This window comes from Legionella sp. PC997, from assembly GCF_014109825.1.
Lineage (GTDB): Bacteria > Pseudomonadota > Gammaproteobacteria > Legionellales > Legionellaceae > Legionella.
Genome location: NZ_CP059576.1, coordinates 3,701,454 through 3,724,618 on the forward strand (window position 1 = coordinate 3,701,454; position 23,165 = coordinate 3,724,618).

Consider the following 23,165-nt stretch of genomic DNA (forward strand, 5'->3'; position numbering starts at 1 on the left):
ACGATCCAGAGACCCAAAACCTGGGTTTGATTTAAAACCCAGGTGCCTTGGTAATTCAAACAATTGTAAAAGATCTTATCTCTGGATGAACTCTTTCGCTATGAAGCTCTTTGGTTTTACGGGCAAAAAAATTACTTGCCAGATAGGCACTAACACCCACCGTTGAAGAAACTGCCTCCGTAACAGCCAAAGGTGGTTTTTGTTCTTCATTATTTCGTTTGAAGAAAAAACCGCCCCCATAAGTCGCGTTTGCTGCTACATTAATGTTTTTTGTAAGCAACACATTTAAATCACCAAAATACAGTGGGACTGTGAAATTACTGTTCCCTAAATTAATTCCTATTTTAAAAGGTTCTGCGATTACCGGTCCATTATAATGTGCACCCCTCACATGCTCTTCGCTATGAGGTGGGTAAGTAATACTAGGGATGCTTTTTTCTGAAAAATGGAGAAATGCTGCGGTAACGGTATGGCTTAACATGGCATTGGCTATAGCTCCCGTAAACGCTTCCGCACCTACAAATGCATATTCTTTGTAACTAGGCTTAGCAATTTGGATGCCTTTCGTGCATGCATAGGAACGCCGCTCTTCCCTATTTTGTTGCCAATGGTTAATACTGGCACCTAAAGTTTTTAAAGCGACACCTGAGGCGACACAAATAGTACTGGCAGTTTGCAACGTTCCAGCATTAATATAATCAGTAAGATTGTACGTGGTGCCATTATTTATATCTTTACCGTAAGACAAAGGAAACGATTCAGCAAAGCGATAGTTGTCCAAATTTATAAGGTCTACGCCTAGGGTAAAGTTACCCTTGGCTTCTACAGAGCCATAATAGGATGCGCTCACATCGTGTAAAGAAAGCGCATTAGAAACTGCAAATGCGGCACCGCCAAGAGTACATGCTAATGTAGCGCAGAGATTCACAGTATCTGCTACTGAATGAACTGCTGTATCCAACACCCAATTTGTTGCCGTCCAAAATTTATCCATCCACCGCATAAACATACCTTTTATTGATCGAAAAAAAACTCGCTCTGTTACTTAGCGAGTCGAATATGACGAATTTTTGTCTGAATAATCAGAACATAACAATTTCAACTGGTCAATATTATTTACAAGCTGAGCTATGATATTGCTTGGAGGATGTAAAAAAATTGCTCGTCGTATGTTCGGCTAGAAGTGACGCAAATAGGAATTTACCTCATTGGCACGATTTGTAAACAACCAATTGATCCCTCGATTGAGTTCCCTGTATAAACTATATTTAGAATCAACCATCCCCACCCCAATGATTTGTTGAGCCGCCTTTAACCTGTTAAGGGTTTTGTTATCAATCATAAAATAATGACCTAATACCCCGCCATAATTCTCTTTTAAACTCATATTACAAAATTGATGTACATTGTCATGAACTGCAACCAACAACAGGGCATTTTTTGGAAATTGCGATAAAGAAGAAAAAATCTGCGAATTTAAGGTAAGCAGATGATAATCCTCAACGGCAGATAGTCCCTGTAACGATTGGCTTAAGGCTTCCCCGTCCTCAAACGGCTCTTTCAATTCGATAAGTAAATGCATACTGCCCCCATAAGCAGCGATAACTTCATCCAGGGTAGGTACCACGGGAACGAGAGCACGTAGTTCATTGAACTTTAGATGGGAAATCATTCGATCATGCCCCCATAGTCGCTTTAATGTGGCATCATGATTTACCACCAACACTTTATCTGCTGTAGCGCGTACATCGAATTCAATACCCCAACATCCCAATTCTTTTGCCAAATTAAATGCCGCAAGCGTATTTTCCATGATGCCTTGAGCATGATTGTGCGCTCCTCGGTGAGCAATCAACCGCGCGCTCTTTATGGTTTCTAAAGAGGGCTTGTTTCTGGGCATAAACGCAAAATAACTATCCACTGTTTTTTGCAAAAAATTAAGTAACACAATGATATCCTAATGTTTTTATCCTTTTATTCTAAACAGGGAACATTGAAAACGCAAAAATAGCTGATTTCTCTTGCAACTTGTGTAAAAATAATAGACTTTTTAAGTTGATGAACAGTCTATGCCATTAATCACCACCGATATTAATCGGGCGATTTACGATTTAAAAGCAGGGAAACCTGTAGCCATCCCTACCGAAACGGTCTATGGATTAGCTGCACCTATTAATAATGAACAGGCAATTAGAGCAGTTTTTGCAATGAAGGAGCGCCCATTAAATCATCCTTTGATTGTTCATGTGGCTCCCAACTGGGATCTCAACAAGCTAGTTCAAGATATACCTCCTTATGCCCAGCAGCTCATTAAAGCATTTTGGCCAGGCCCTCTAACCCTGGTATTGCATTACAAACCGGATCAAATTAATCCATTAATTACGGGTGGCCAAAATACCGTAGCCATTAGATGCCCAGCCCACCCCGTAGCCCAGGAATTATTAACCAAATTAGACATCCCTTTAGTTGCTCCCTCTGCAAACCCTTTTGGGAAAGTCAGCCCCACAACGGCACAGCATGTCAGTGAATCATTCCCTGACAAAGAATTAACCATTTTAGATGGAGGCCGCTGTACCGTAGGTATTGAATCCACTATTATTGATGCGACGCATGCGGAAAATTATCAAATTTTACGGCATGGACTACTCGATGAAAAAGCCATCGCAAAAGTGATTGCAACTCCGTCATTTCACCATGAAAATACACTCCGAGTTCCAGGTAAATTAGAAAGTCATTACCAACCCCATAAAATCCTATATTATTTTTCTTGCTACGATACACTTGCAGCTTTTTGCACAAAAAATTCTGAGAAAGTCTATGTCATGGCTAGTAATCGGCCCATAGGGATCCGCGAAGATCATTTTCATCTCTTAGAAAGCCATCCTAAAAAGGTAGCCTTTGATTTGTATTATCAATTAAGAAAAGCCGACGCATCCGATGCGGAGATTATTGCAATCGAACTCCCGCCTCCTACAGGAGAATGGCAAGGAGTAAGAGAGCGTATTTTAAAAGCAGGAACTTCTTATTCCAATTAATCTGAATATGATGACTTCAATAATTAGAAAAAGCATTGACAGATCAGCAAAATATGAGTAACTTAGCGCCACAATGCCGAGGTGGTGGAATTGGTAGACACGCTAGCTTCAGGTGCTAGTGGGGGCAACTCCGTGGAGGTTCGAGTCCTCTTCTCGGTACCATTGTTCACTTTAGAATACTTCGCAATGGTTCAAAAAATACGTAATTCATTGATTATGTTGTAATAATACTGAATTCTTCTTCTCAAATCTTTCTCAACTATTCGTTATTTTTCGCATATAACCACTGGTACTTTGGGTAAGATCTTGGGTAAGATTTTTATTAACCTTTATTTTCCAAAGTTACCGATAGTTGAGGTAACTACAATGCTTTCAGATTCAAAGATTAAATCATTAAAAATAGAAGATGGTAAACGTCATGCTGATCGGGATGGTTTATTATTAGATTGATATAAAATATAAATCCATTTATGAAAATTAAGAAAATACTTATCCCCATTTTCTGGGGTAAGTATGTGTGTAACGGTTAATTGCGAAGAAATGAGCTTAAATACCAAAGGATCTAAGCTTATAAACAATAATTTATGGTTGCTGATAAGATTCTATGCGATTGGCCAGAGCAATCACCTTTTCTTTAATTTGAGGATTAAACTCCGTATTGGCGCATTCCAGTTCACGGCTGAATGTTGAGTCATACCATTTTATTTTATAAACATACCCACTTTCTTTAGTTCCAGTGACGAGCATAACGGTTGGTCTATTTTGAATATCATAAGAAACAAGTTCTTTTATAAGCTCAACGCCCAATCCGGATAATTTCCTGTTGTGCTCTGAAAACGCGCAACTACCAATCCCTGTTTTATCAAAAAATTGTACTGCACCATCCCATCCATCACCAACATCACCATTTTTTATTGATTTGTAAGCGCCATAAGGAGCAACACCAATACTCATATTCATGTCTTCTGGTGGAACACCAACAAAAGTATAAGCAAGTTTTAGATCATTAATGGAATCTCGTATATGTGTACTTTCTGAGGAAATAACACCTTTATATTCTTTCTTTTGGTAAGAGGCTGTATTTTTTAAATCCAGTAATTCTTTTGCTCTTGGTTCGTTGTTTTTAACATAGCCATTTTTTTGCTGCTCCTCATTCATGGCTAGGTATTCTTCGGTTTTCTTTGCTATATGTGCGTCATTTGCATTTTGTTTTATATTTTTACTAGTTATGTATTTACTTGCGGGAACAATATTTATTTCATTGTATTCTGGTATTTCAATACCCGCTTTTGCAAGAATTTCTTTATTTCGTTTGTTTATTTCTTCTTTTGTTAAACCTTCTTGATTGCTTGCTATAACACTAAAAGAAAATAAGGCAGATATACCGAATGCTAGTAATTTTTTACTCATGTTTTATCCCTTTTATTACTTATGCTTATTAATAATCCCACCAGCCATTATAAATACTGCAATCAGGAACAGATGTTGTATCAAAAGGCACTTTACCATTCCCATAGTCGCTTAAATAATGATATCCAGTGACAACCCATCTGAGTTTATTATTCTAATTAAAAAGAAATTCGTAACTATTTTTATCTTTTCACATTAATTCAAATCAGCTATCATCCTTAATGTTGGGTAAGATCTTGGGTAAGCTTCAAGGCCCAGTTATTACAAATTAATAAAATCAAGGACTTAGGTGGAGGTTCGAGTCCTCTTCTCGGTACCATTGTTCACGTAGAACACTCCAAATTATACTTACTTTTGTTCCAGATTACGCACTCATTTTCCTTAATTACTACTCCTATCTCCTGGTTTTGCTGTTGTAGGCGATGTGGTTGATGGTGTTGGTTTAGTGGGTTTATTAAGAGGGTCTAAAAGATTATTCGTGTAAAAATCAAGGCCAATGCAATTCCCCATTTTTTTGCTCCATAAGGATACATTTTTTTCGTTTATATTTTGGGGAAGCTCTGAATAAAACTCAGTTTGACATTTATCAAAACTTGCAGGAATTAATGTCACACATTTATCATAGTTTATATTTGCATTTTGCAACAAGGTATTGGTCTTTGGATCATCAACTAAGCGACGACACATCTTTGATGGGGCGAGTTCTTTAAAAGCAGTAAGCCATTCATCCTTAGACAAGCTCTTATTCGGTGTTGCCAGGGCAATGGCCGAAAAAAATATACTGCTCATACCCATTATGCTGACTAAACCTTTTTGAGACATGATAGTTATTCCCTTAATAGTATTCATTAAAGGATAGACTTAAATAATTTGTTTTTCATAAATTTGGTAGAGGATATTTTTATTACTTATAAATTGCTATGGAATTCCACTGGGAAACATACCTCGCGAAAGCGTATAATAGATCGACCCTAAAAGGAGGAGCTCATGGACATCATTATTGGCGGCGGAACGGGATTAGTAGGTCAAATATTAGTACCTGCATTACTGCAGTCCGAACATAATATTTATGTGATTGGACGAGATAAAGATAAAATTAAACATATCTTTCCAAATACCATCCATGCTGTCACTTGGGATGAGCTTCATACATTAGATCCGAATGAATTTGATGTGATTATTAATTTGACTGGCGAAAACATTGCAGAGCATCGATGGAGTATGAAAACCAAAGAAAAATTACTTTCCAGTCGTATTGAAACAACCAACCAATTGGTACTTTGGGGTAGCAAAGCTACAACCAAGAAACCGCATTTGTATAATGCCAGTGCGGTGAGCATTTATGGTTTACAGAAAAAACTAGCTCAAGACAATATTACATTTTCTGAAACAACGCCCCCACTTAGCACGGCTAAAACCAGCTTTGCAACGCAACTGGTTACTCAGTGGGAAGATGCGGCGAGAAGAGGCTTTGATGCGGGTATGCCTGTTACGTTAATGCGTTTTGGCGTCGTATTAAAACGTGGGGAAGGTATGTTAAAAAAATTGGAATTACCTGCTCAATATGGGATGGGAGCAGTGATTGGTTCTGGTGAACAACCCCTCGCATGGATTGATAGCACTGACCTGGTTGAGGCGATACAGTTTTTGTTATCAAATCCAAAAATAACAGGGCCAATTAACCTGGTCGCACCACAGCAGGTGTCACAAAAAACGTTTACCAAGACGCTCGCACAGGTACTTGGAAAACCAGCGTTCCTATGGATGCCTGCATGGGCAACAAAGCTTTTATTTGGTCAAATGAGTGAGGAATTATTACTATCAGGACAGACTGTAAACCCGCAGCGACTGGCAGAATATCAATTTAATTTCAAATATCCCACTTTATTATCCGCTTTAACTAAAGAATTTAGAGGTGAAGAATTACCATGAGTCTACGCATATTATCCTTAGATGAAGTCAAGCAAAGCATTACCATGAGCCAAGCAATAAAGGCGATGGAAAATGCATTTATTCAATTGGCTAAGCAGCAAGTTAAATTACCATTAAGAACAGGTATCCCAATTGAGGAAGAAGAGGCGCTCACTTTAACTATGCCTGCATATCTAGCCCAAGATAAAACATTAGGTTTAAAAGTGGTTTCTATTTTTCCCAATAATAGCACGCGCAACAAACCCGCTATTACCGGTTTTATTATGTTACTGGATTCAACTACTGGCGAACCGCAGGCGCTCATGGATGCCAGTTATCTCACTGCGTTAAGAACAGGAGCAGTTTCTGGATTAGCAACCCAATATTTAGCCACAGATGATGCAAACCATGTTGCACTCATCGGTTCAGGAATTCAAGCGGAGACTCAACTGCAAGCTGTCGCCACTGTGCGTGATATAAAGCAAGTATCTGTCTGGTCAAGGAATATTAAGAATGCAGAACAATTTGCAGCTCAATTCGCCAACCAATATCACATCAATGTATATGATCATATTTCTTCAGCGGTTAAAGATGCAGACATTATTTGTACGGCCACTGCCAGCACCGAGCCATTAATTCACTTGAGCGACCTGAAGCCCCATGTCCATATTAATGCCATAGGCTCACATACCGCTATGATGAAAGAAATCAGTAGTGAAGTATTAAACCATGCTGTTGTGGTTGTTGATCAATTAAGTGCGGTTATGGCTGAAGCAGGGGAAATCATTAGTGCAATACAGCAAAATCAATTAAAACAAGAGGATATTATTGAGATAGGTAATTGGCTACTCAGTAAGGATGTAGAATATAAAAAACAAATCAGCGTGTTCAAATCAGTAGGGCTCTCAATACAAGACCTAGGTGTTGCTTCGGTTGTGTATCAGAATGCTATAAACAAACATCTAGGAACGTTGTTTAACTTAAACTAACGGAAGTAAAGGAACCCTACCAATTTTAGCTTCGTCTCTCCAGGCTACAGTTTAATCGCTCTAAACAGGTCATCATAAGTGTTTAAGACGAGGGCGCCCCCTATTTTTAGCGGGCTATTTTAGTTCTCCTAAAGCTTCACCTAAGCGTATAGGACTTCCTGCTTGCAAAGCGTCACTCCAATGCACTTGCGCACCGTTTGCAAACATCAAGACTACCGTGGAGCCTAATTTAAAGTAGCCCATTTCATCACCTTGAACCATTTTCTTTTGTTTCTTATCCTTGTTGTATTCGAAATCTACACGATTTTTACTCCGTTTGATGTCCCCATGCCAACTGGTTCCTATCGCTCCAACTATAGTGGCTCCCACCATCACCATCACCATAGGACCTATCTTGGTAGAAAAGAAGATTGCAAGCCGTGCATTTCGGGCAAATAATTTTGGCACAACCCGAACGGTTGAAGGTTGTACTGAAAATAAAGCTCCGGGGATATAGGTCATCGATACGATTTCAGCATCCATTGGCATATGCACCCGATGATAATCTTTAGGTGATAAATAAATTGTTGCAAAACGTCCATTTACAAATTCGGCAGCCCTATCTGTATCACATGCTAAAAGATCTGCGACTGAATAATAACGACCTTTTGCCTGAATTAATTGACCTTGCTCTATAGTTCCTAGTTCGCTTATGCAACCATCTACCGGTGAGATAATGTCTGCCTTAGCCAATGGCCTACATTCTGGTTTTAAATGGCGGATAAAAAAATCATTAAAACATGTGTATGCAGTGGGATCCTCAATTAAAGCCTCACTCATGTTAACCTGATATTTTCTTATAAATCTCTGAATAATATAGTTTTTTACTTTGACATTTTTTACTTCAGCCAAACAACCTGCGAGAGTTGTAAGGCCATGCTGAGGAATCAGATATTGAGGTAATGTTTTTATTAAGTCAAAAGACATATGAAACTCGCACCGCGTTTTTAGAAAAGGGGATAATAACCTATACTTCCCGTGGTCACAAATACAGCGGTGTAGTGTCCTTACTATGATTCGATTCGCCAGAGGTAATTTGTAACTGACGATGCGAAGCAGAAATCGTTTCACGATGATATTTCAGATTGGCAAGATAAAACGCTTTATGCGTATCAGTCATTTGAAATCGATCAACTACTTGATATTTTTGCTCCTGCAACATCATCGGATATTTAGAAGCTTCTCTTTTAATTGTTTCTACTATTTTGACAAACAAACACTCATTTAATGTTGAGCTCTCACCTCCATTCATAAAAATCATGGCAAGTGCTTTCGAATTACAATTTCCTTCTATATAGCCTTCTACTTCCGATCTCCTGGATACCCCTATAAGGTTGCCCCATGTTTTTGATTCATATTTTGTTAAAGTAGAATTGATTAAGCTCTTAAATGATTTAGAAGTTAGGGTATCTACCCAATCATAAATCGCCTTATACATCATGTTCATGCCTCCATCGCTATAAGGGTGAGTAAATCGCTTGTTTTCCTTCGCAAATGAAACCACATCTCTCGTAAAATCGGCGATTCCCTTTTCAAAACTCTTATCTTTATCCCTAATTGCCAAGTCTATACTGGGTATAGGATGTTTTTGCAACATAAGAGGAGTAAGCCCTAGGATTAGTTGAGTATTCAATGCGCCGTTATCTAGAGGTCCTGAGCTTAAAACATAAGCCAAGCGATTATCACCACTTTCATTTCCGCTTGTCTTTAAATATTGCCTAACCGGTTCGGCTCGTTGCCGAAATGATATTAAAGGTAATAAAGGTGCATATTTTTTATCGATAATTTCGTTAATATAACGTTCTAATTCCTCAGGCTTAAGGCTTTTTGCCCAAACAAATAACGAATCATGATATTGCTTTTTCACATCTTCATGGGTAAAAGGCAATACATCCCTTTTTACGGAAAGCAAAGCTTTTTCCATAAGCTCATCGGTAGTAGTCAAATGCAATTGGAAACTAACCTGTTCCGCTAGCAACTTAAGACTTGAAGCAATACCATTAAATTCTGCAGCATGAGTTGTCGTATTGGCTAAAGCTTGGCGAATTTTTAAGTTATACGTTTGATAAAGTAAGCTGAGCTTATTGGAAAATTCAAGATTGTCTTCTTCGGTAAGATCTTTACGTTCTTTTTCATAATAAGCTTTGGTGACCGCACGAAATTCATTAACAAATGCGACCATCGATAATACTGCATCTCGTAATTTACTGTCTTTATCCACACTAATTTTTGATTCAATGGTTTCAGCAGACAGTAAAGGGAGGTTGCCAAATAATTCCCATGCATTGGTTAGGGTTTCATCGGTTGCTTTTTTACTCACCAGTTCGGAAATTTGCACATAAGGGGGATTAGTTGCTTCTTTAAGTAAAGCGTTCGTTAGTCGGTAGGAGCTGTAGATCAACTCTTTCATTATAGGGGCAAATGCATCACGCCAAACTTGGTGATAACGGTTTTGCAATTCACCAAGATCATACTTATGCGTCTCTTCTTTTGCAAAGTTGGTTGTATTTTCTTTTTTGGTCCATTCTTCTACCTTGCGGTAAAAAGAGGGTTTTTGATAGAGCGCCAAATACGTAGGCGGTAACGGTAAACCATAGCCGTTATCCATACATCCCATATAAAAAACTACAACTCGGTACAAATTATCATAATGTTCCTGATATAAACTCATCATAAAATCAACAAATGATTCTGTATTTGTTTTTTCATTACAAAAACGAGGATACATCTCTTCATATTTTGCCCTTAAACTGGGATCAGTTTCATCTAATGAAGTGTAGTTTAAAGGTAAATCCCCGAAGAGTTCCGTTAAGCGCTTGCGTTGTACGTCGGGCTGAAAGGTTAATAGAGCCTTTAAAGCTGCAGCCAGCTTTTGTTCTTGGGCAACCGAATTTTGCGCCAAACGTGCGAACTCAACTGGGTCTGCATAAGCTTTAGGCAATCGTTTAAGCGCGAGTTCTTGTACCCCAGGTATAATAACCGGAATAGTCTCTTGCCCCGGATGGGTATAATGTGGCCAATGATAAGGCATAGAGTCTTGAACATTAGGAAAAGTCTCATAATCACGAACAGTTAGGGTAATGTGCTTTTTGGGAACACCGATTACTGATCTTGGTTCTTTCATATAGATAGTGAACCAATAGAAAAACATGTCAAAATCGATATCACCGTTTAAACTCAGGTTATGCGGATGCGCATCATCATCATCAAGAAACCATCTGCCGAGCAAAAGTTCCATGATGTTTTTCTCAATAAGTGTTTTTACACTAGGAGCAACTTGTTCCTTTAAAGTACTATTTATAGGAATGCCTTCTTTAGCAAAATGAAAGGGCTTGAAGTCTTCAACACCAATGGAGAGCGTTCCGATTAATTTATCTTGGGTGTGGCCTCTTTTTGCGGTAATTTCTAGAATATGACTCTTTACCGTTTGAAGCTGCTCTAGAGTGAACGGTTGTTCCGGCTTAAAATCGGGAATATCTTTGATTAAAATGGTATCTTCTTTTACCAATCCCTCTGGAGTTTTAACCACGTATTTCAGAGAATCATCGTGATCTAATTTAATATAAAGGGTGTTTTCTTTTTGGGGGCTATTCGATTCAAGGTTATCAGATAATAATTCTACATCATATTGCTCAAATACTAAGCGTTCTTCGGCAGATCGTTTTCCTTGAAACAACCTCTTGAATGAGGAAGTCGCTACACTTATTTTGGCTAATAATTCGGGATAGTGATTTTTCGGTTCTAATCTTTTAAAAAAAGCTTTCTTGGTAACGCCATCTTCTTCAAAAGTAACGTGAAATGTTTGATGCGAGCTATCGGAGATAGGGTTTTTTTCAGAATAAGTGAGTTGGCTATGTCTTAGCGCCTTTTTTGGAATTCCCATATGTTTAATCCATTAAATCACAGTAGTCCTTTAGAATAGTTCATATTAAGCAGAAATATTCAATAAGTTCAAGAATAATTTTCAAACAGATAACTAGGAAACTAAACAATACGCTTCAAGCTCTAGCCACATCACCAAAAAATGATCTTTAATATGATAGGGAAGCTTTTTTTATTATAACTCAGCAAGTTACAGTAGAGGTCTGGGATTATAAGAATGCCCTAGCCCGGAGGGAGATAAGATCTCGGGGCTAAGGCTGTAGCCTATAACGGCTACACTTGTTTAACTCATTTCACAACATGGATTGAATGACCACCATTCATTCTCATCCATTGTTTCCGGCTCTATAAGCGACAGGACTTCTTTATCAAGAGCTCGGAGCTCTTCTCCTGAGCTGGTTTGATTAAAAAACCAAAAATTTCCAGTCTTGTGGTATTTATATCCATTGGCCCCTAATAAGGAACAAGCGGCGATCACTATATTAGCAAGGACAATGATCGCTTTGTAGATATACGAGTCACTTTCGGGATCAACAATATCAAGTATTTTCTTTTCAGCTTTCTTTAATTCGGTACGCATGTCTTTGGCAATACTCGGATTCAAAAGCATTTTATAAGCAATAGTATATAATGAAATTCTATAGGCTTCTTCAGCTTGTTGCCATTTTTCATACGTTGCTCTATATGAGCCATCCCCAGATAACCGCTCATGAATTATTTTACATTGTGCTTCAACACGTAAAATAACTTGGCGAAACCGTTGGGCTTTTTCATTCTCTTCCTCTGCCGCGAATTCCACCATTTCAGTTTTGAGCTTTAAATCTTGCATTTGGCTAACGCAAATAAATCGCTCCCTTAAATTTATAGCTAAAGCCAATTGCACAGGATCAGTTATTGCAAGTACTGCATTTCCTTGGGTCTGGATCCCATTTTGTACGCCAGCATAAAGAACCTTTATTAATACCTTTCGAGTATTTTCCTCAATATGTTTCAACTGGGGTAAAAAAAGACGTAAGGCTTGCCCCTGAGAGTTTTTACCCAACACCAAGTGATACGCTTTGGGCTCGATTGCGGGTCCTATCCCTCGGTCTTTTACCTCTACTTTCCCCACTCCTGATTCCCTTAATAGAAGTAGTGCTTTACTGGCTGCTTCAAGTTCTAGAGGCCTTAACTCACGTAGACGTGCGGGAACATCATGCAGATCTGAAAGCTCATTACTAAAATGCTTGAGAATTGATTCTTGCAAATGGCGGCGAGGAACTAAGGCCACTCGTTCCAGTTCTTCAATATTGTGCGTTTTTCTTTGATCCAAAGCAACCAAGGTCGAAGCCATTAAGGGATAATCCTTGGTGGCATCAATTATTCGTTGATAGCCATCCGCAGATAGAGATCCTTTGACCCAAAAAATCAAGCAAAGTCTCTTACAGTCTTCATCGGGTAGCGAATGGATAAATCTTAATTCCTCCAGTTTTTTAGGATCTTTAAAAAATTGGGGAACATCTTCCGTGAGAGCTGGTTCTAATGTTACTAAAGTATCTATTGCCTGGTAATAAGCATCATCAGATAAGATAAGACGGATTAAATCTTCTGGATAATTTTGCTGAATTAAAAAAGGAAGTAATTTAATTTGCGTCTCATTCCACATAAAACCACTGAATTTTTTTATGAACTCAAAATTCTTTAGCAGCTCCCGATTTTGTTCGAGGAGCCCTTTTTCATAAAATATGATTGTGATTTTTAATAAACTCTTATTTATCCGCTCATCATCAGTGAATTTAATTTCTAAAATTTCCTTACACAATGGGCTGGAGGGCTTCAAAAGTTGTTCAATTAAGGGAACAGGCAAAGAAAGTTCATTTAATATTTTGTAGTGAAAAAGCAAATCTATAGCTGGGTTTTCTGCAAATAAATCGCGTAAATTGAAATCGCGAAAAGGAATAGGCGTGCGAACTGTCGCAGCATCCTGTCCTACATGTAACTTTTTCATCAATAATGCAATACGTTGAAAACGTAAATTGATTCCATTATCTTTGAATGCTTTTTGTATTAAATATTTGGGCAGAGCAGAGCCAATTTGATTTAATAGTGGATCCAAAGAGTAGCCAGAAGAAATGCTGATCCCAGAGCCAGGTACTGTAATAAACGGCTGTAAATCAAAACTCGCTGCACAGATAATTTCTCGATCCTGTGGTACTGCATGTCCTTTTTTCATTAAGCCGATTATCCATTGTGTTGGATCATCCTTTCGATACATCACCACAAGACCACAGTCTTCTTCTGCATCGTTAATGTAGGCGAAATCCTGACGAATCAACTGAGCATGATAGACTTCCAAAGTTTCATCTTTTTTCTTTAGAGGCTGGGGACCAAATAAATAGGCTAAATTACCTGCAGTCATATTACCCTGGAGAAAATGACTTCCTGATGCCTTCTTTTGCCAAATATTTAAATGTTTTATTGCTTGCGGTATAGAGCCAAGGAAATTAATGACTTCCCTATAAATTATTTTGATGTCATTTTTTTGTTCTGCAATTGCCCAGTCCTGTCCAAATGCTTGGAACATTTGTTGTGCATTTCCCTGTACGATAAAAGGCATAATTCATTTCTCAATATGACAAATTGAGAGTATTATAACCAATAATTGCGTAAATGGTGATGATTTTTTGCTAAAATTGCATTTTTAATACCTCGTTATCCGTTTGTGAAGGCAAAGAAAACCGCCTCGTTCTCCGGCTTGTCCGCAAATCCGTCATTTCGCTCCATTTCAGAGCCTAAGGAAAGCCGCAGAAGAGTACACTTGGCAGGTCTATTTAGAAGTTACTTTATTAAATGGAACATTTACTTGGAAAAGAAAAGAACATGAAATGTAATATTATAGGTGCTGGTCGGTTGGGTAAAAATATAGCCTTATCCTTGTTTAAAGCGCAGCTCTTTTCATCCATTTCAATTTGTAACCGAAGTTTGGATAATGCCCAAAAAGCATGTCGTGAGATAGGTTTCGGCCAAGCTTTCGACAAAATAGAACGCTTACCTGCAGCAGAGGTAACCTTTATCTGTTGTAATGATGATGTTATTGAGGAGGTTGTGAACACTTTAGCTCATAACAGGAGCTTAAAATCAGGAAGTTTTGTGATTCACTGTAGCGGCGTACTCAGTTCCGCCTCCCTTGCCCCATTAAGAAAAAAAGACTGCTTTGTGGCGAGTTTTCATCCTTTAAAAGCATTTAAGACAAACTATCTCGAGCCCTTCGCGTTTAATCGTGTCGACTGTGTTGTGGAGGGAGACAATGAAGTATGTGAATGGTTAAAAATCCTATGTAAGCAATTGAACGCGCAACTAATTACTATTAAACCTGAAGCAAAAGCCGCATATCATGCCGCAGCCTGTATGGCTTCGAATTATTTAATTACCTTAGCAGCCTGCAGTGAAGAATTATTTCTAAAAGCGGGAATTAATAACCAACAAAGTCGGCAGATGATGGTTAATTTAATGCAAGGAAATCTAAATAATTTACTGCAAACAGAACAGATTGCAGAATCCCTAACCGGACCCTTGGCCCGAGGCGATGCCCAAACCATCGCCCTACATTTGGACGCAATGGATAATGCAGAAATAAAGCGTTTATATCAGAGCGCGGCTTTAGCTACATTGCCCATGACGCAATTATCTATGGAAATAAAGCAGAATATTAGCGACCTTTGTAATCTAGAGTAGCCAGAATTTTGGCCAGAGTGCTGAGGGAAACTTGGGGAATTTCACACCAACCCTCTGGTTTAGGTCTTCGTTTCCACCAGGCTAAAATTTCACTACCACTCAGTCCTAAAGTTAAATGTTATTTTAATACCATACTCCCATTGCCTACTGATGGGATGTCATCTGGGGAATCGTAGGGTAACTCACCAGAATGATTTTGGGGTTCAAGAATCTTTTCTTCAACTCCCTTTATATCTGCTTTTGCTAAACCTAACTCTGAAAGAGCTTTTATACCAGCATTGTAATCAGTGCTAACCGAGGAAGGGACAGAACTCTGTATTTCTTGTTTCTTTTGCTTTTCTTCATTTTCTAGCTTTTCCATACTTCCTTTCTTGAATAAATCCTTTTCCTCACTGGTTAATGTTTTTCCTTTGCCAGTAAATAAATTGTCTTCACTTAAAACCTCAAGCACCACATCTCGTGTTCGCTTATCCTGACCTTTATGTGCTTGAGTTTTGCTCGCACCGGTTGCGTCAAGCTTCATTTCCCTATCCGCCGCATTGTTAGTGTCGAATAAACCTGAATAGAATTTTCTCACACTCGAAAATGCGAATAACACTAAAGGCACTACAAGAAGCATGGGTGATATCAAAGCAATACGAGCAGTCCATTGCAAAAAGGGACTTCTAATATCTTGCACCGCTGAAAAACTACTTACCTTGGCCGCACCCCCTTGGTCTTCACGGGAAATCGCAGCAGCTCCACCATGCATATTACATTGGCTTACTGATTCAGAGATTGCAACTCGTAATTTCTCAGGATCAGCGGTCTCTCCGTTAATATAAGCTGTCATTCGTTTATAAATCTTTCGCTCATGAGATTTGAGTTCCTTTTCTCCTCCATGCTCAACACGTTCATGAATGCTTTTTAATAATGCAAATCGTAACATCACATCCTGATTTCGTTCGTTTCCACTTTTACAACCGCCAGTGGAGGCCCATTCAATATACATACTCAGAGCTTGACTCAGCTGGCCATAACGACTGTCCCAATGCTGGTTGGTCGCCATCATACGAGCTAGAGTATTGGAAGCCAGGGTTGGTAAGTGATTGGATTCGATTTTATTTTTACTAGCTTCTTGGGCTTCAGTGTCTAATTGCGTTTTTAATCCGGTTTTAAAAGCTCTAATTTCCGCAATTAATTTTTCTCCTTGCCGGGACTCAGCAAAATATAGGGGTCTATGCTCATCGTTTAAAAATTCACGGTACTCTTTAAGCACTTTCCTATTTATTCTAGATAATTGTTCCCTTATGTCATTACTAAGAAAAGCGCTATTTTCTTGCAGTGTATGCAGCATCGCCATTTCGGCACTTAAGGTAATATCATCCAATTCCAAAGAACCGGTGACATCGAAAAATCCTCTATCGCCTCTGTAGCCTAAATCTTGAGTGTGACGATTGGTGCCTATGTTTTGAATGTATATGAAATTATTCTTAGGAGGTTGTTCTAGATTTTGCTCTTCTGCCAGTTCTTGCATCTTTTGTTGGTCAGATTTTAATTTCAGCAAATGAGCCTTCTTTTCAAATGTTGCCGCGTTTTCTTTTATTAACGCTGTAAGTTCTAACTCCTTATTTGCTGTTGGCAAACCTTGTTCCTTTAAAATCTTTAACTTCATTTGTGCTTGTGCTATAGCCCTCTCCGCTGTTTGAACTTCAACCTCTAAATGGGCGTTTGTCTGCTGAAAATCACTGATTTGCTTTTCTAGTTTTTTCGCACGAATGCTCCATGGAGTATTAAAATCATGCATGGCTTGAATGATGTACAAGGCACTCGCTCTTTGCAGGTTATTCCCATCACCGTATTGATCAAAAAATTCGGAGTGAAACGAAGTAAATAAGCTCTCCACCGCAGGTCCATCTTTCCCACCACGCATAACGCGCATTTCATCATGGAGAAAACCAAATTTCTGTACTAAGTCTCTTTTTATTAACTCATCCGACATACCATGAAAAACCAGCGCGGGAGAGGGAATACGAGAGCTCATGGCAGAAGTTGGTTGCAAAACAGCTTCTTTGTCTCGATAAGTATAGGTAACCCGTCTATAGGCGAGCTGATCTTCTATGTTTTCCTTGAATTGAGGTTTATCATGGGCTGTATTTTTAGTCCCGGTGATTAACATACCCTGCTGTAAATAGTTCGAGGTGTAGAAATAATCGTATCCCGTAGCAGTTTGATGCGTAAATGAATCTTTATCTACTCGGCTGCTTAGATTTTGCATGTAATTTAAAATATCTTCTCGACCGAATTCCTTTTCTTTTAAGTGGGTAACTACATTTTCTAAGATGATCTTTTTGGAGAAGTCAGCTAACTTAACTCGCTCCTTTGCCAAATTTTGATTAAGCTTATAAAGATCTACAACACCATCAGTGGTAGCTTTAGAAACTGCCTTCTTATAAGACTCCGCCACTTTATCTTGAAGGGCTAGAGCGGCCTTATGACGTATGTTTTTCCAATCCTCTTTACCAACCTTAGGTTGCGCATCGTCAATCTGAAGTGGCTCTTTATCAAATTGTCTGGAGACACTCTCATAGGTTTTCGTCATTAAGCACATATGAGCATAGCTTTCTTCAAAAGAAGCCACCATACTTGCTCTTTGATGAGCAAACAGGTTTTGTCTACCATATTTCGCTACAAACATAGTACGAAGCTCTTTAAATAGCTTCAAATTCTCCCCCGTTGGCGCTTTAGCAATACAGCCTAAATCAATCGAGCATAGGGTGGTTTTTGTCGGGGTGCGGCCGCCAAGTAGTTGCTTGAGATCCGCGTCTATAGACTTGCCTTTTAGTTTTTGCTTAATAGAAAGAGGCATCTGCTGTTCTATTTTATTACAAACTTCTTCTCGCTCTTCTTTGGTAAGGGTTAACTCGTAAACTAAACGTACTTGAGGATCAAACAATAAATCCTTCGATAAACCCCTTTCTTTCATATCCTTTACACGTTCGAAGGTTTTTTGATATAGATAATCTTGATATATAGCATTGGCTTTGGCTACTGCATAACGTTGGTCCTCAATCTCTATTCCTGATTTGAGGTCGGATGGCCAATTTTGGAAGTCGTTTTTTATGCTTTCTAAGGCAGCGTGGGCAGCACTCTCTTTACCTTCTTCACCGGCTTTATAGAGTAATTTTTGATATATTGCGATTTGTATATCTACACGTTTTATCGCGTTGAACTGCTCCAGATAATGTCCGTCACCTGCGCTTATAACTTTATTGAAATGTGCCAAGAATGACATCCCGACTCCTAAAATAGCCTTGATGATCATATTTTAGCATACGAAACCTTATCGAAACCTTATGAGTGGAAAAAGAGATCGATAGAGGATGGCGCTCACTCTGAGTCATACGTGTCGTTTTATTTAAAAATTAAGTTAATCTGGAGTTTATTAAAAATGTCGGTCAATACTCAAAAAATATACATTGTGTATTTATTTTATCATAATAACATTATGCCAACCTTAAGTATTTAGCGGAAGGAGTGCAGGGCACTCGGTTATCTATAAATTTGATCGCAAAATCAAGTGTTCTATCAAAACACTGGATTTAGCGGATGTAATTCCGAACTTAAAAGTAGAGATGACGTGCCATTACTCCAAGTATTCTAGGGTAGCTAAAGTTTAACTTCTTGTTCCACACCTTGTGGATGAGCGTTTTTCCTCTTCCTTCTTTTCTCATGCCAGGTCTGCAACATCACAAAAAATGCAGGGACAAAAACTACAGCGAGGCAAGTCGATGCCAACATCCCACTGCATACTGCAATGCCAATGGACTTCCGTGCATTAGCCCCAGCACCTGTTGCAAATACTAAAGGCATCACTCCCAGAATAAAGGCAAAAGAAGTCATTAAAATAGGGCGAAAACGGGTTTTAGCACCAATTACAGCAGCTTCCATAATCGATTTATTATGAAGCTCATGCTGTTCTCTTGCTACTTCAACAATTAAAATGGCGTTCTTTGCAGCCAAAGCGATCAGCAGCAATATCCCAATTTGGGTATACATATTATTGGAAAGACCCAAGGCGGACAAAGCAAGAACCGTCCCAATTAGGGCTAAGGGAACGCTTAATAGAATCGCAGCAGGAGCGATCCAGTCTTCGTATTGACCGGCAAGAATCAGATATACTAAAACCAGTGACAAAATAAAGATATAATAACTCATATTTCCGGCAATTTTTTCCTGATAGGCAGTACTCGTCCACTCATAAGAAACACCTGCTGGCAAAACTTGCTTCGCTAAGCGTTCCATCACTTGCATGGCTTGGCCTGAACTATATCCTGGTGCCGCAGCCCCATAAATATTACTGGAAGGGTATAAATTATAAAGAGAAATGATGGACGGTCCCACGGTAGGTGACATATCAGTCAGGGTTCCCAATGGCACCATTTCACCGGATTTATTTCTAACGTAATAATTACGAACATCGCCAACCGTCATGCGAGAATCTGCATCTGCCTGAACATAAACCTGAAACACCTGTCCGAATTTTGAGAATAAATTCACATAAGATGAGCCAAGATAGGTTTGTAAGGTATCCGATGCATCGCCCACAGAAACGCCCAAAGCTTCTGCTTTGATACGATTGATTGGCGCAGCAAGCTGAGGGACTGAAGCACGGAAAGAGGTCATCATCCTTTGTAACTCAGGTTGCTGACTTGCGTAGCGAATCAACTGATCGGTAGCCGTTTGCAATTTTTGATAATCGAATGATCCATCTTGCAACTCAACTTGCATCTGAAAACCACCCGAAGTCCCTAAACCTTGAATGGGCGGAGGAATCATAACTAAAATTTTAGCGCCAAGGGTTTTTTCCGCGATGGCATTAAGCGCTTTATACATCGACAGCAAATCCTCTTTTTTACCTCGAACACTCCAATCTTTGAACATCACATACAAAACTCCACCATTGGCAAGGCTCGAGCTACTATCTAATAGCGAGATGCCATCAATGGTGATCACATTGGCAATTCCATCGATTTTAGATACTTGGTCGCTCAAATCACGCAATAAGGCTTCCGTGCGACCTAAACTGGCACCATCTGGAAGTTGCACGTTCATCATGGCATAACCCTGGTCTTCCAGAGGAATAAACCCAGTGGGAATACGGCTAAGGCCTAAAATTGCCAATAGCACCAAAGCAAGGCCAATGAGACAAACTGATTTATTATTATGGACCAGTCTGTCAATGAATCTGAGATAGGTATTTTCAATAGGGTAGTAATACTTATCAAATAAACGAAAAACAATATTTTTCTTTCTTTGCGGATCAATGGGCCTGAGCCATAAAGCACACTGTGTGGGCTTTAAGGTCATAGCGTTAATCGCACTAATGAACGCGGTTGCGGCGATAACCAAAGCGAACTGGGCGTACATCGCTCCAGTCAAGCCAGGCATAAAACCTGCCGGAACGAATACCGCCATTAATACCAGCGTAATACCAATAATGGGGCCCATTAATTCGGCCATCGCATTAATTGCTGATTGTTTGGGTGGCGTCCCTCTTTCAATATGTTGGGTTACGCCTTCAACAATTACAATCGCATCGTCAACCACAATCCCAATTGCTAAGACCAACGCAAATAATGTCAATAAGTTAACGGAATAACCTAAGGCCAACATCGCGAAAAACGCGCCAATGATGGTTACCGGTACCGTAGTTGTAGGAACTAAAGTGGCGCGTGCATTTTGTAAGAAAAGCAGAATAACAACCAGAACCAAAATGCCCGCTTCGAACAAGGTTTTATATACTTCGTCTACGGAAGCCTTCACGAAAACGGTTGTATCAAACGGGATTGAATATTCCATCCCTGGTGGAAATTTTTTTGCCATTTTCTCAACGGCTTTACGTACTTCAGTTGCCACTTGCAGTGCATTGGCTCCAGGAAGCTGGTAAATACCAATTGCCGCCGCCGGCTTGTTGTTCAGTTTCGCGATCTGATTGTAGCTGTTAGACCCAAGCTCTACACGACCCACATCCCGAATACGTACAATTTGAGCGCTACTACTTTGATTAGCCGTTTGATTGGACTGTTGTGCGATTGTTTTCACAATGATATTGGCAAATTGATCGACATCAGCAAGTTGTCCCGGAACATTCACTGTAAATTGATATGAGGCTTTACTGCTGGTAGGTGGCGCACCAATTTGCCCGGAAGAAACTTCCTGGTTTTGATGACTAATGGCTTGCAGAACATCACTTGGATTTAGGGAGTAAGCCAACATTTTTTTGGGATCCAGCCAAACACGCATCGCATATGTCCCGGTTCCAAAAATAAGCACATTTCCTACCCCAGGTAAACGCGACAACTCATCTTGCATATTAATCGCAGCATAATTATCCAGAAATAGTCCATCGTATTCATTATTTTTGGAGGTTAGGGTAATAAATTGAAGAATGGCCGTTGATTTTTGTTGGACCAAAACCCCTTGTTTTTGCACTGATTCAGGCAGCTGAGCCATGGCAGACTGAACCCGGTTTTGCACCAATACTTGGGCAAAATTAAGGTCCGTGCCGATTGCAAAAGTAACAATCAAAGTATAGGTACCATTATTCGTGCTGTTGGATTGCATATACAACATGTTTTCCACACCATTCACTTGTTGTTCAATAGGCAGAGCTACTGTTTTGATGAGTGTTTTCGCATCCGCTCCAGGATAGGTGGTGGTTACCTGTATGGTGGGTGGGACTATGGCAGGATATTGAGATACGGGTAATATAAATACAGCTACCGCGCCCAATAGCACTATGAGTAGTGCGATAACGTTTGCCAATATAGGCCGCTCAATAAAAAATTTAGAAATCATTCTGCCGTTTTCTCACTTGTTGTAACAATTCCTTCGAACAACGCATGCCTGACATGATTAATGCTTGGCTTCCCCATTATTTTTTGGTGGTGTTGTTTTCTCACGTGGCTCAACCTTATTACCAGGAGTCGCATTCTGCAGGCCTTCAATAATTACTCTGTCTTGAGCGGTAAGTCCCGTTGCAACCGCCCGCATTCCCTCTTCTACACTACCTAATTTGACCCTTTTCGTGACCACAACATTGTTCTCATCCACAGTCAATATATAAGAGCCAATTTGGTCATAAAGGATTGCAGTATCCGGCACAGTTAATTGTTTTTTAGGTCTGGAGATTGCAACTCGCACTTGCACAAAAAGGCCAGGAACAAAAATGTACTCTTTATTTTGTAAAACAGCGCGAAGCTCCATAGTTCCTGTAGACGCGTTAAGGCCGGTATTAACGAAATCCAGCGTTGCCTTATACTTCGTTTTAGGATCATTTTGTAAGCTTACTTCTACTGGAATTTTATTAATATCTTCCGGTTTAAACCCACGTGCGCGAGCCGCCGCGCGTAAGTTGATTAAATCAATCTCATTCAGATTAAAGTAAACATAGATGGGATTTATCTGCTCAATGGTGGCTAAATTAGTGGCTTCTCCATGTCCCACAAGGTTACCTATATCCACCAAATGCCGACCAATACGTCCATCAAATGGAGCCGAAATATGAGTATAACTATAATTAATGGCAGCATTTACTTCATCAGCTTCTGATTTATCCAATTCTGCAGCAATCTCGAGAGTTTTGGCGTACCATTTTTCAACTTCATTTAGCGAAGTGGCATGCTCTTTGTACATACGCTGTTGGCGTGCATATTCGGATTTGTTGTATATAAGTGATGCTTTTGCTGCAGCAACAGTCGCTTTCGCAGCCCTAAGTTTTTCAAAATAGGGCTCGGGCTGAATTACAAAGAGCTCTTTGCCTTTTTTTACAAACGTACCATCTACAAACTCGATTGAATCAAGATAACCTTCGACACGTGCAACCAAATTAACCGAGTTATAAGCTACAGTACTCCCGGTTTGGGTCACATATTCTGCCATTTCAGCAATGATGGGTTTTTGCACGACAACGGCAGGTACCGGGATGGTCGGCGCATTGGTTTTGCCAAAAAAATGTGAAATCAAATAAATAAGAAGTAAAATAGCAACAACTATCCCGGCAATTTTGACTGACTTTGAATCTCTGTTAAAGTTCATACCCGATACCATTTTATTTAATTTCCTAATGTTCCCTTAAAATACCCTAACCCCTACATCCCTCTGCCGATATGAGGAGAGAGAGACTTTTTGTTTGCTGCGTTTC

The 23,165-nt window shown here is 39.4% G+C and carries 14 protein-coding genes and 1 tRNA gene; 5 read left to right on the plus strand and 10 right to left on the minus strand.

Going from position 1 to position 23,165, the window contains the following annotated elements; all coding sequences use genetic code 11:
• Positions 1 to 55: 55 nt before the first annotated feature.
• Together HBNCFIEN_RS16210 and HBNCFIEN_RS16215 are read right to left on the minus strand one after the other, a co-directional pair.
• Positions 56 to 1,003 carry a hypothetical protein gene (locus HBNCFIEN_RS16210; RefSeq protein WP_182392088.1) on the minus strand — a complete coding sequence of 316 codons (948 nt, stop codon included), beginning with the start codon at positions 1,001 to 1,003 and terminating at the stop codon, positions 56 to 58.
• Between the two features lie 174 nt (positions 1,004 to 1,177).
• Positions 1,178 to 1,948: a glycerophosphodiester phosphodiesterase family protein gene (locus tag HBNCFIEN_RS16215; RefSeq protein WP_182392089.1), complete on the minus strand. Its 771-nt coding sequence runs from the start codon at positions 1,946 to 1,948 to the stop codon at positions 1,178 to 1,180.
• A 121-nt stretch (positions 1,949 to 2,069) separates the two neighbouring features.
• Here HBNCFIEN_RS16215 and HBNCFIEN_RS16220 point away from each other — a divergent pair, with 121 nt between their 5' ends.
• Positions 2,070 to 3,035 (plus strand): L-threonylcarbamoyladenylate synthase, encoded by a 966-nt coding sequence (locus HBNCFIEN_RS16220; RefSeq protein ID WP_182392090.1) that lies wholly within the window; start codon positions 2,070 to 2,072, stop codon positions 3,033 to 3,035.
• A 75-nt stretch (positions 3,036 to 3,110) separates the two neighbouring features.
• Positions 3,111 to 3,197 (plus strand) — tRNA-Leu (locus tag HBNCFIEN_RS16225).
• Positions 3,198 to 3,617: 420 nt separating this feature from the next.
• Here HBNCFIEN_RS16225 and HBNCFIEN_RS16230 read toward each other — a convergent pair.
• On the minus strand, positions 3,618 to 4,445 hold the full coding sequence (locus tag HBNCFIEN_RS16230; protein ID WP_182392091.1) for a hypothetical protein: 828 nt from the start codon (positions 4,443 to 4,445) through the stop codon (positions 3,618 to 3,620).
• A 381-nt stretch (positions 4,446 to 4,826) separates the two neighbouring features.
• The gene (locus HBNCFIEN_RS16235) at positions 4,827 to 5,267 is read right to left on the minus strand and encodes a hypothetical protein (protein ID WP_182392092.1); all 441 of its coding nucleotides are present in this window, start codon (positions 5,265 to 5,267) and stop codon (positions 4,827 to 4,829) included.
• 165 nt (positions 5,268 to 5,432) lie between these two features.
• Between HBNCFIEN_RS16235 and HBNCFIEN_RS16240 the strand changes: the two genes are divergently transcribed.
• Both HBNCFIEN_RS16240 and HBNCFIEN_RS16245 read left to right on the plus strand, forming a co-directional pair.
• Complete coding sequence (locus HBNCFIEN_RS16240) at positions 5,433 to 6,377, plus strand: TIGR01777 family oxidoreductase (RefSeq protein ID WP_182392093.1); 945 nt, start codon at positions 5,433 to 5,435, stop codon at positions 6,375 to 6,377.
• Positions 6,374 to 7,345, plus strand: coding sequence for an ornithine cyclodeaminase family protein (locus HBNCFIEN_RS16245; protein WP_182392094.1), 972 nt, complete (start codon positions 6,374 to 6,376; stop codon positions 7,343 to 7,345). Before HBNCFIEN_RS16240 ends, HBNCFIEN_RS16245 begins: the two co-directional genes overlap by 4 nt.
• A gap of 114 nt (positions 7,346 to 7,459) precedes the next feature.
• Here HBNCFIEN_RS16245 and asd read toward each other — a convergent pair whose 3' ends face one another.
• The 3 genes from asd to HBNCFIEN_RS16260 all read right to left on the minus strand — a co-directional run bounded on the left by asd (position 7,460) and on the right by HBNCFIEN_RS16260 (position 13,862).
• Entirely contained in the window at positions 7,460 to 8,311 is an 852-nt protein-coding gene (gene asd, locus HBNCFIEN_RS16250; protein ID WP_182392095.1) for an archaetidylserine decarboxylase, read from the minus strand.
• Between the two features lie 55 nt (positions 8,312 to 8,366).
• Positions 8,367 to 11,267 carry a hypothetical protein gene (locus HBNCFIEN_RS16255; protein ID WP_182392096.1) on the minus strand — a complete coding sequence of 967 codons (2,901 nt, stop codon included), beginning with the start codon at positions 11,265 to 11,267 and terminating at the stop codon, positions 8,367 to 8,369.
• 282 nt (positions 11,268 to 11,549) lie between these two features.
• Positions 11,550 to 13,862, minus strand: coding sequence for a hypothetical protein (locus HBNCFIEN_RS16260; protein WP_182392097.1), 2,313 nt, complete (start codon positions 13,860 to 13,862; stop codon positions 11,550 to 11,552).
• A 263-nt stretch (positions 13,863 to 14,125) separates the two neighbouring features.
• Between HBNCFIEN_RS16260 and HBNCFIEN_RS16265 the strand changes: the two genes are divergently transcribed.
• Complete coding sequence (locus tag HBNCFIEN_RS16265) at positions 14,126 to 14,980, plus strand: Rossmann-like and DUF2520 domain-containing protein (RefSeq protein ID WP_255464272.1); 855 nt, start codon at positions 14,126 to 14,128, stop codon at positions 14,978 to 14,980.
• Between the two features lie 118 nt (positions 14,981 to 15,098).
• Here HBNCFIEN_RS16265 and HBNCFIEN_RS16270 read toward each other — a convergent pair whose 3' ends face one another.
• From HBNCFIEN_RS16270 to HBNCFIEN_RS16280, 3 genes are all read right to left on the minus strand, one after another.
• Entirely contained in the window at positions 15,099 to 18,254 is a 3,156-nt protein-coding gene (locus HBNCFIEN_RS16270; RefSeq protein ID WP_182392099.1) for a hypothetical protein, read from the minus strand.
• Between the two features lie 374 nt (positions 18,255 to 18,628).
• Positions 18,629 to 21,820 carry an efflux RND transporter permease subunit gene (locus HBNCFIEN_RS16275; RefSeq protein ID WP_182392100.1) on the minus strand — a complete coding sequence of 1,064 codons (3,192 nt, stop codon included), beginning with the start codon at positions 21,818 to 21,820 and terminating at the stop codon, positions 18,629 to 18,631.
• A gap of 57 nt (positions 21,821 to 21,877) precedes the next feature.
• Positions 21,878 to 23,059, minus strand: a complete 1,182-nt coding sequence (locus tag HBNCFIEN_RS16280; RefSeq protein ID WP_255464274.1) for an efflux RND transporter periplasmic adaptor subunit — start codon at positions 23,057 to 23,059, stop codon at positions 21,878 to 21,880.
• Positions 23,060 to 23,165 lie beyond the last annotated feature (106 nt).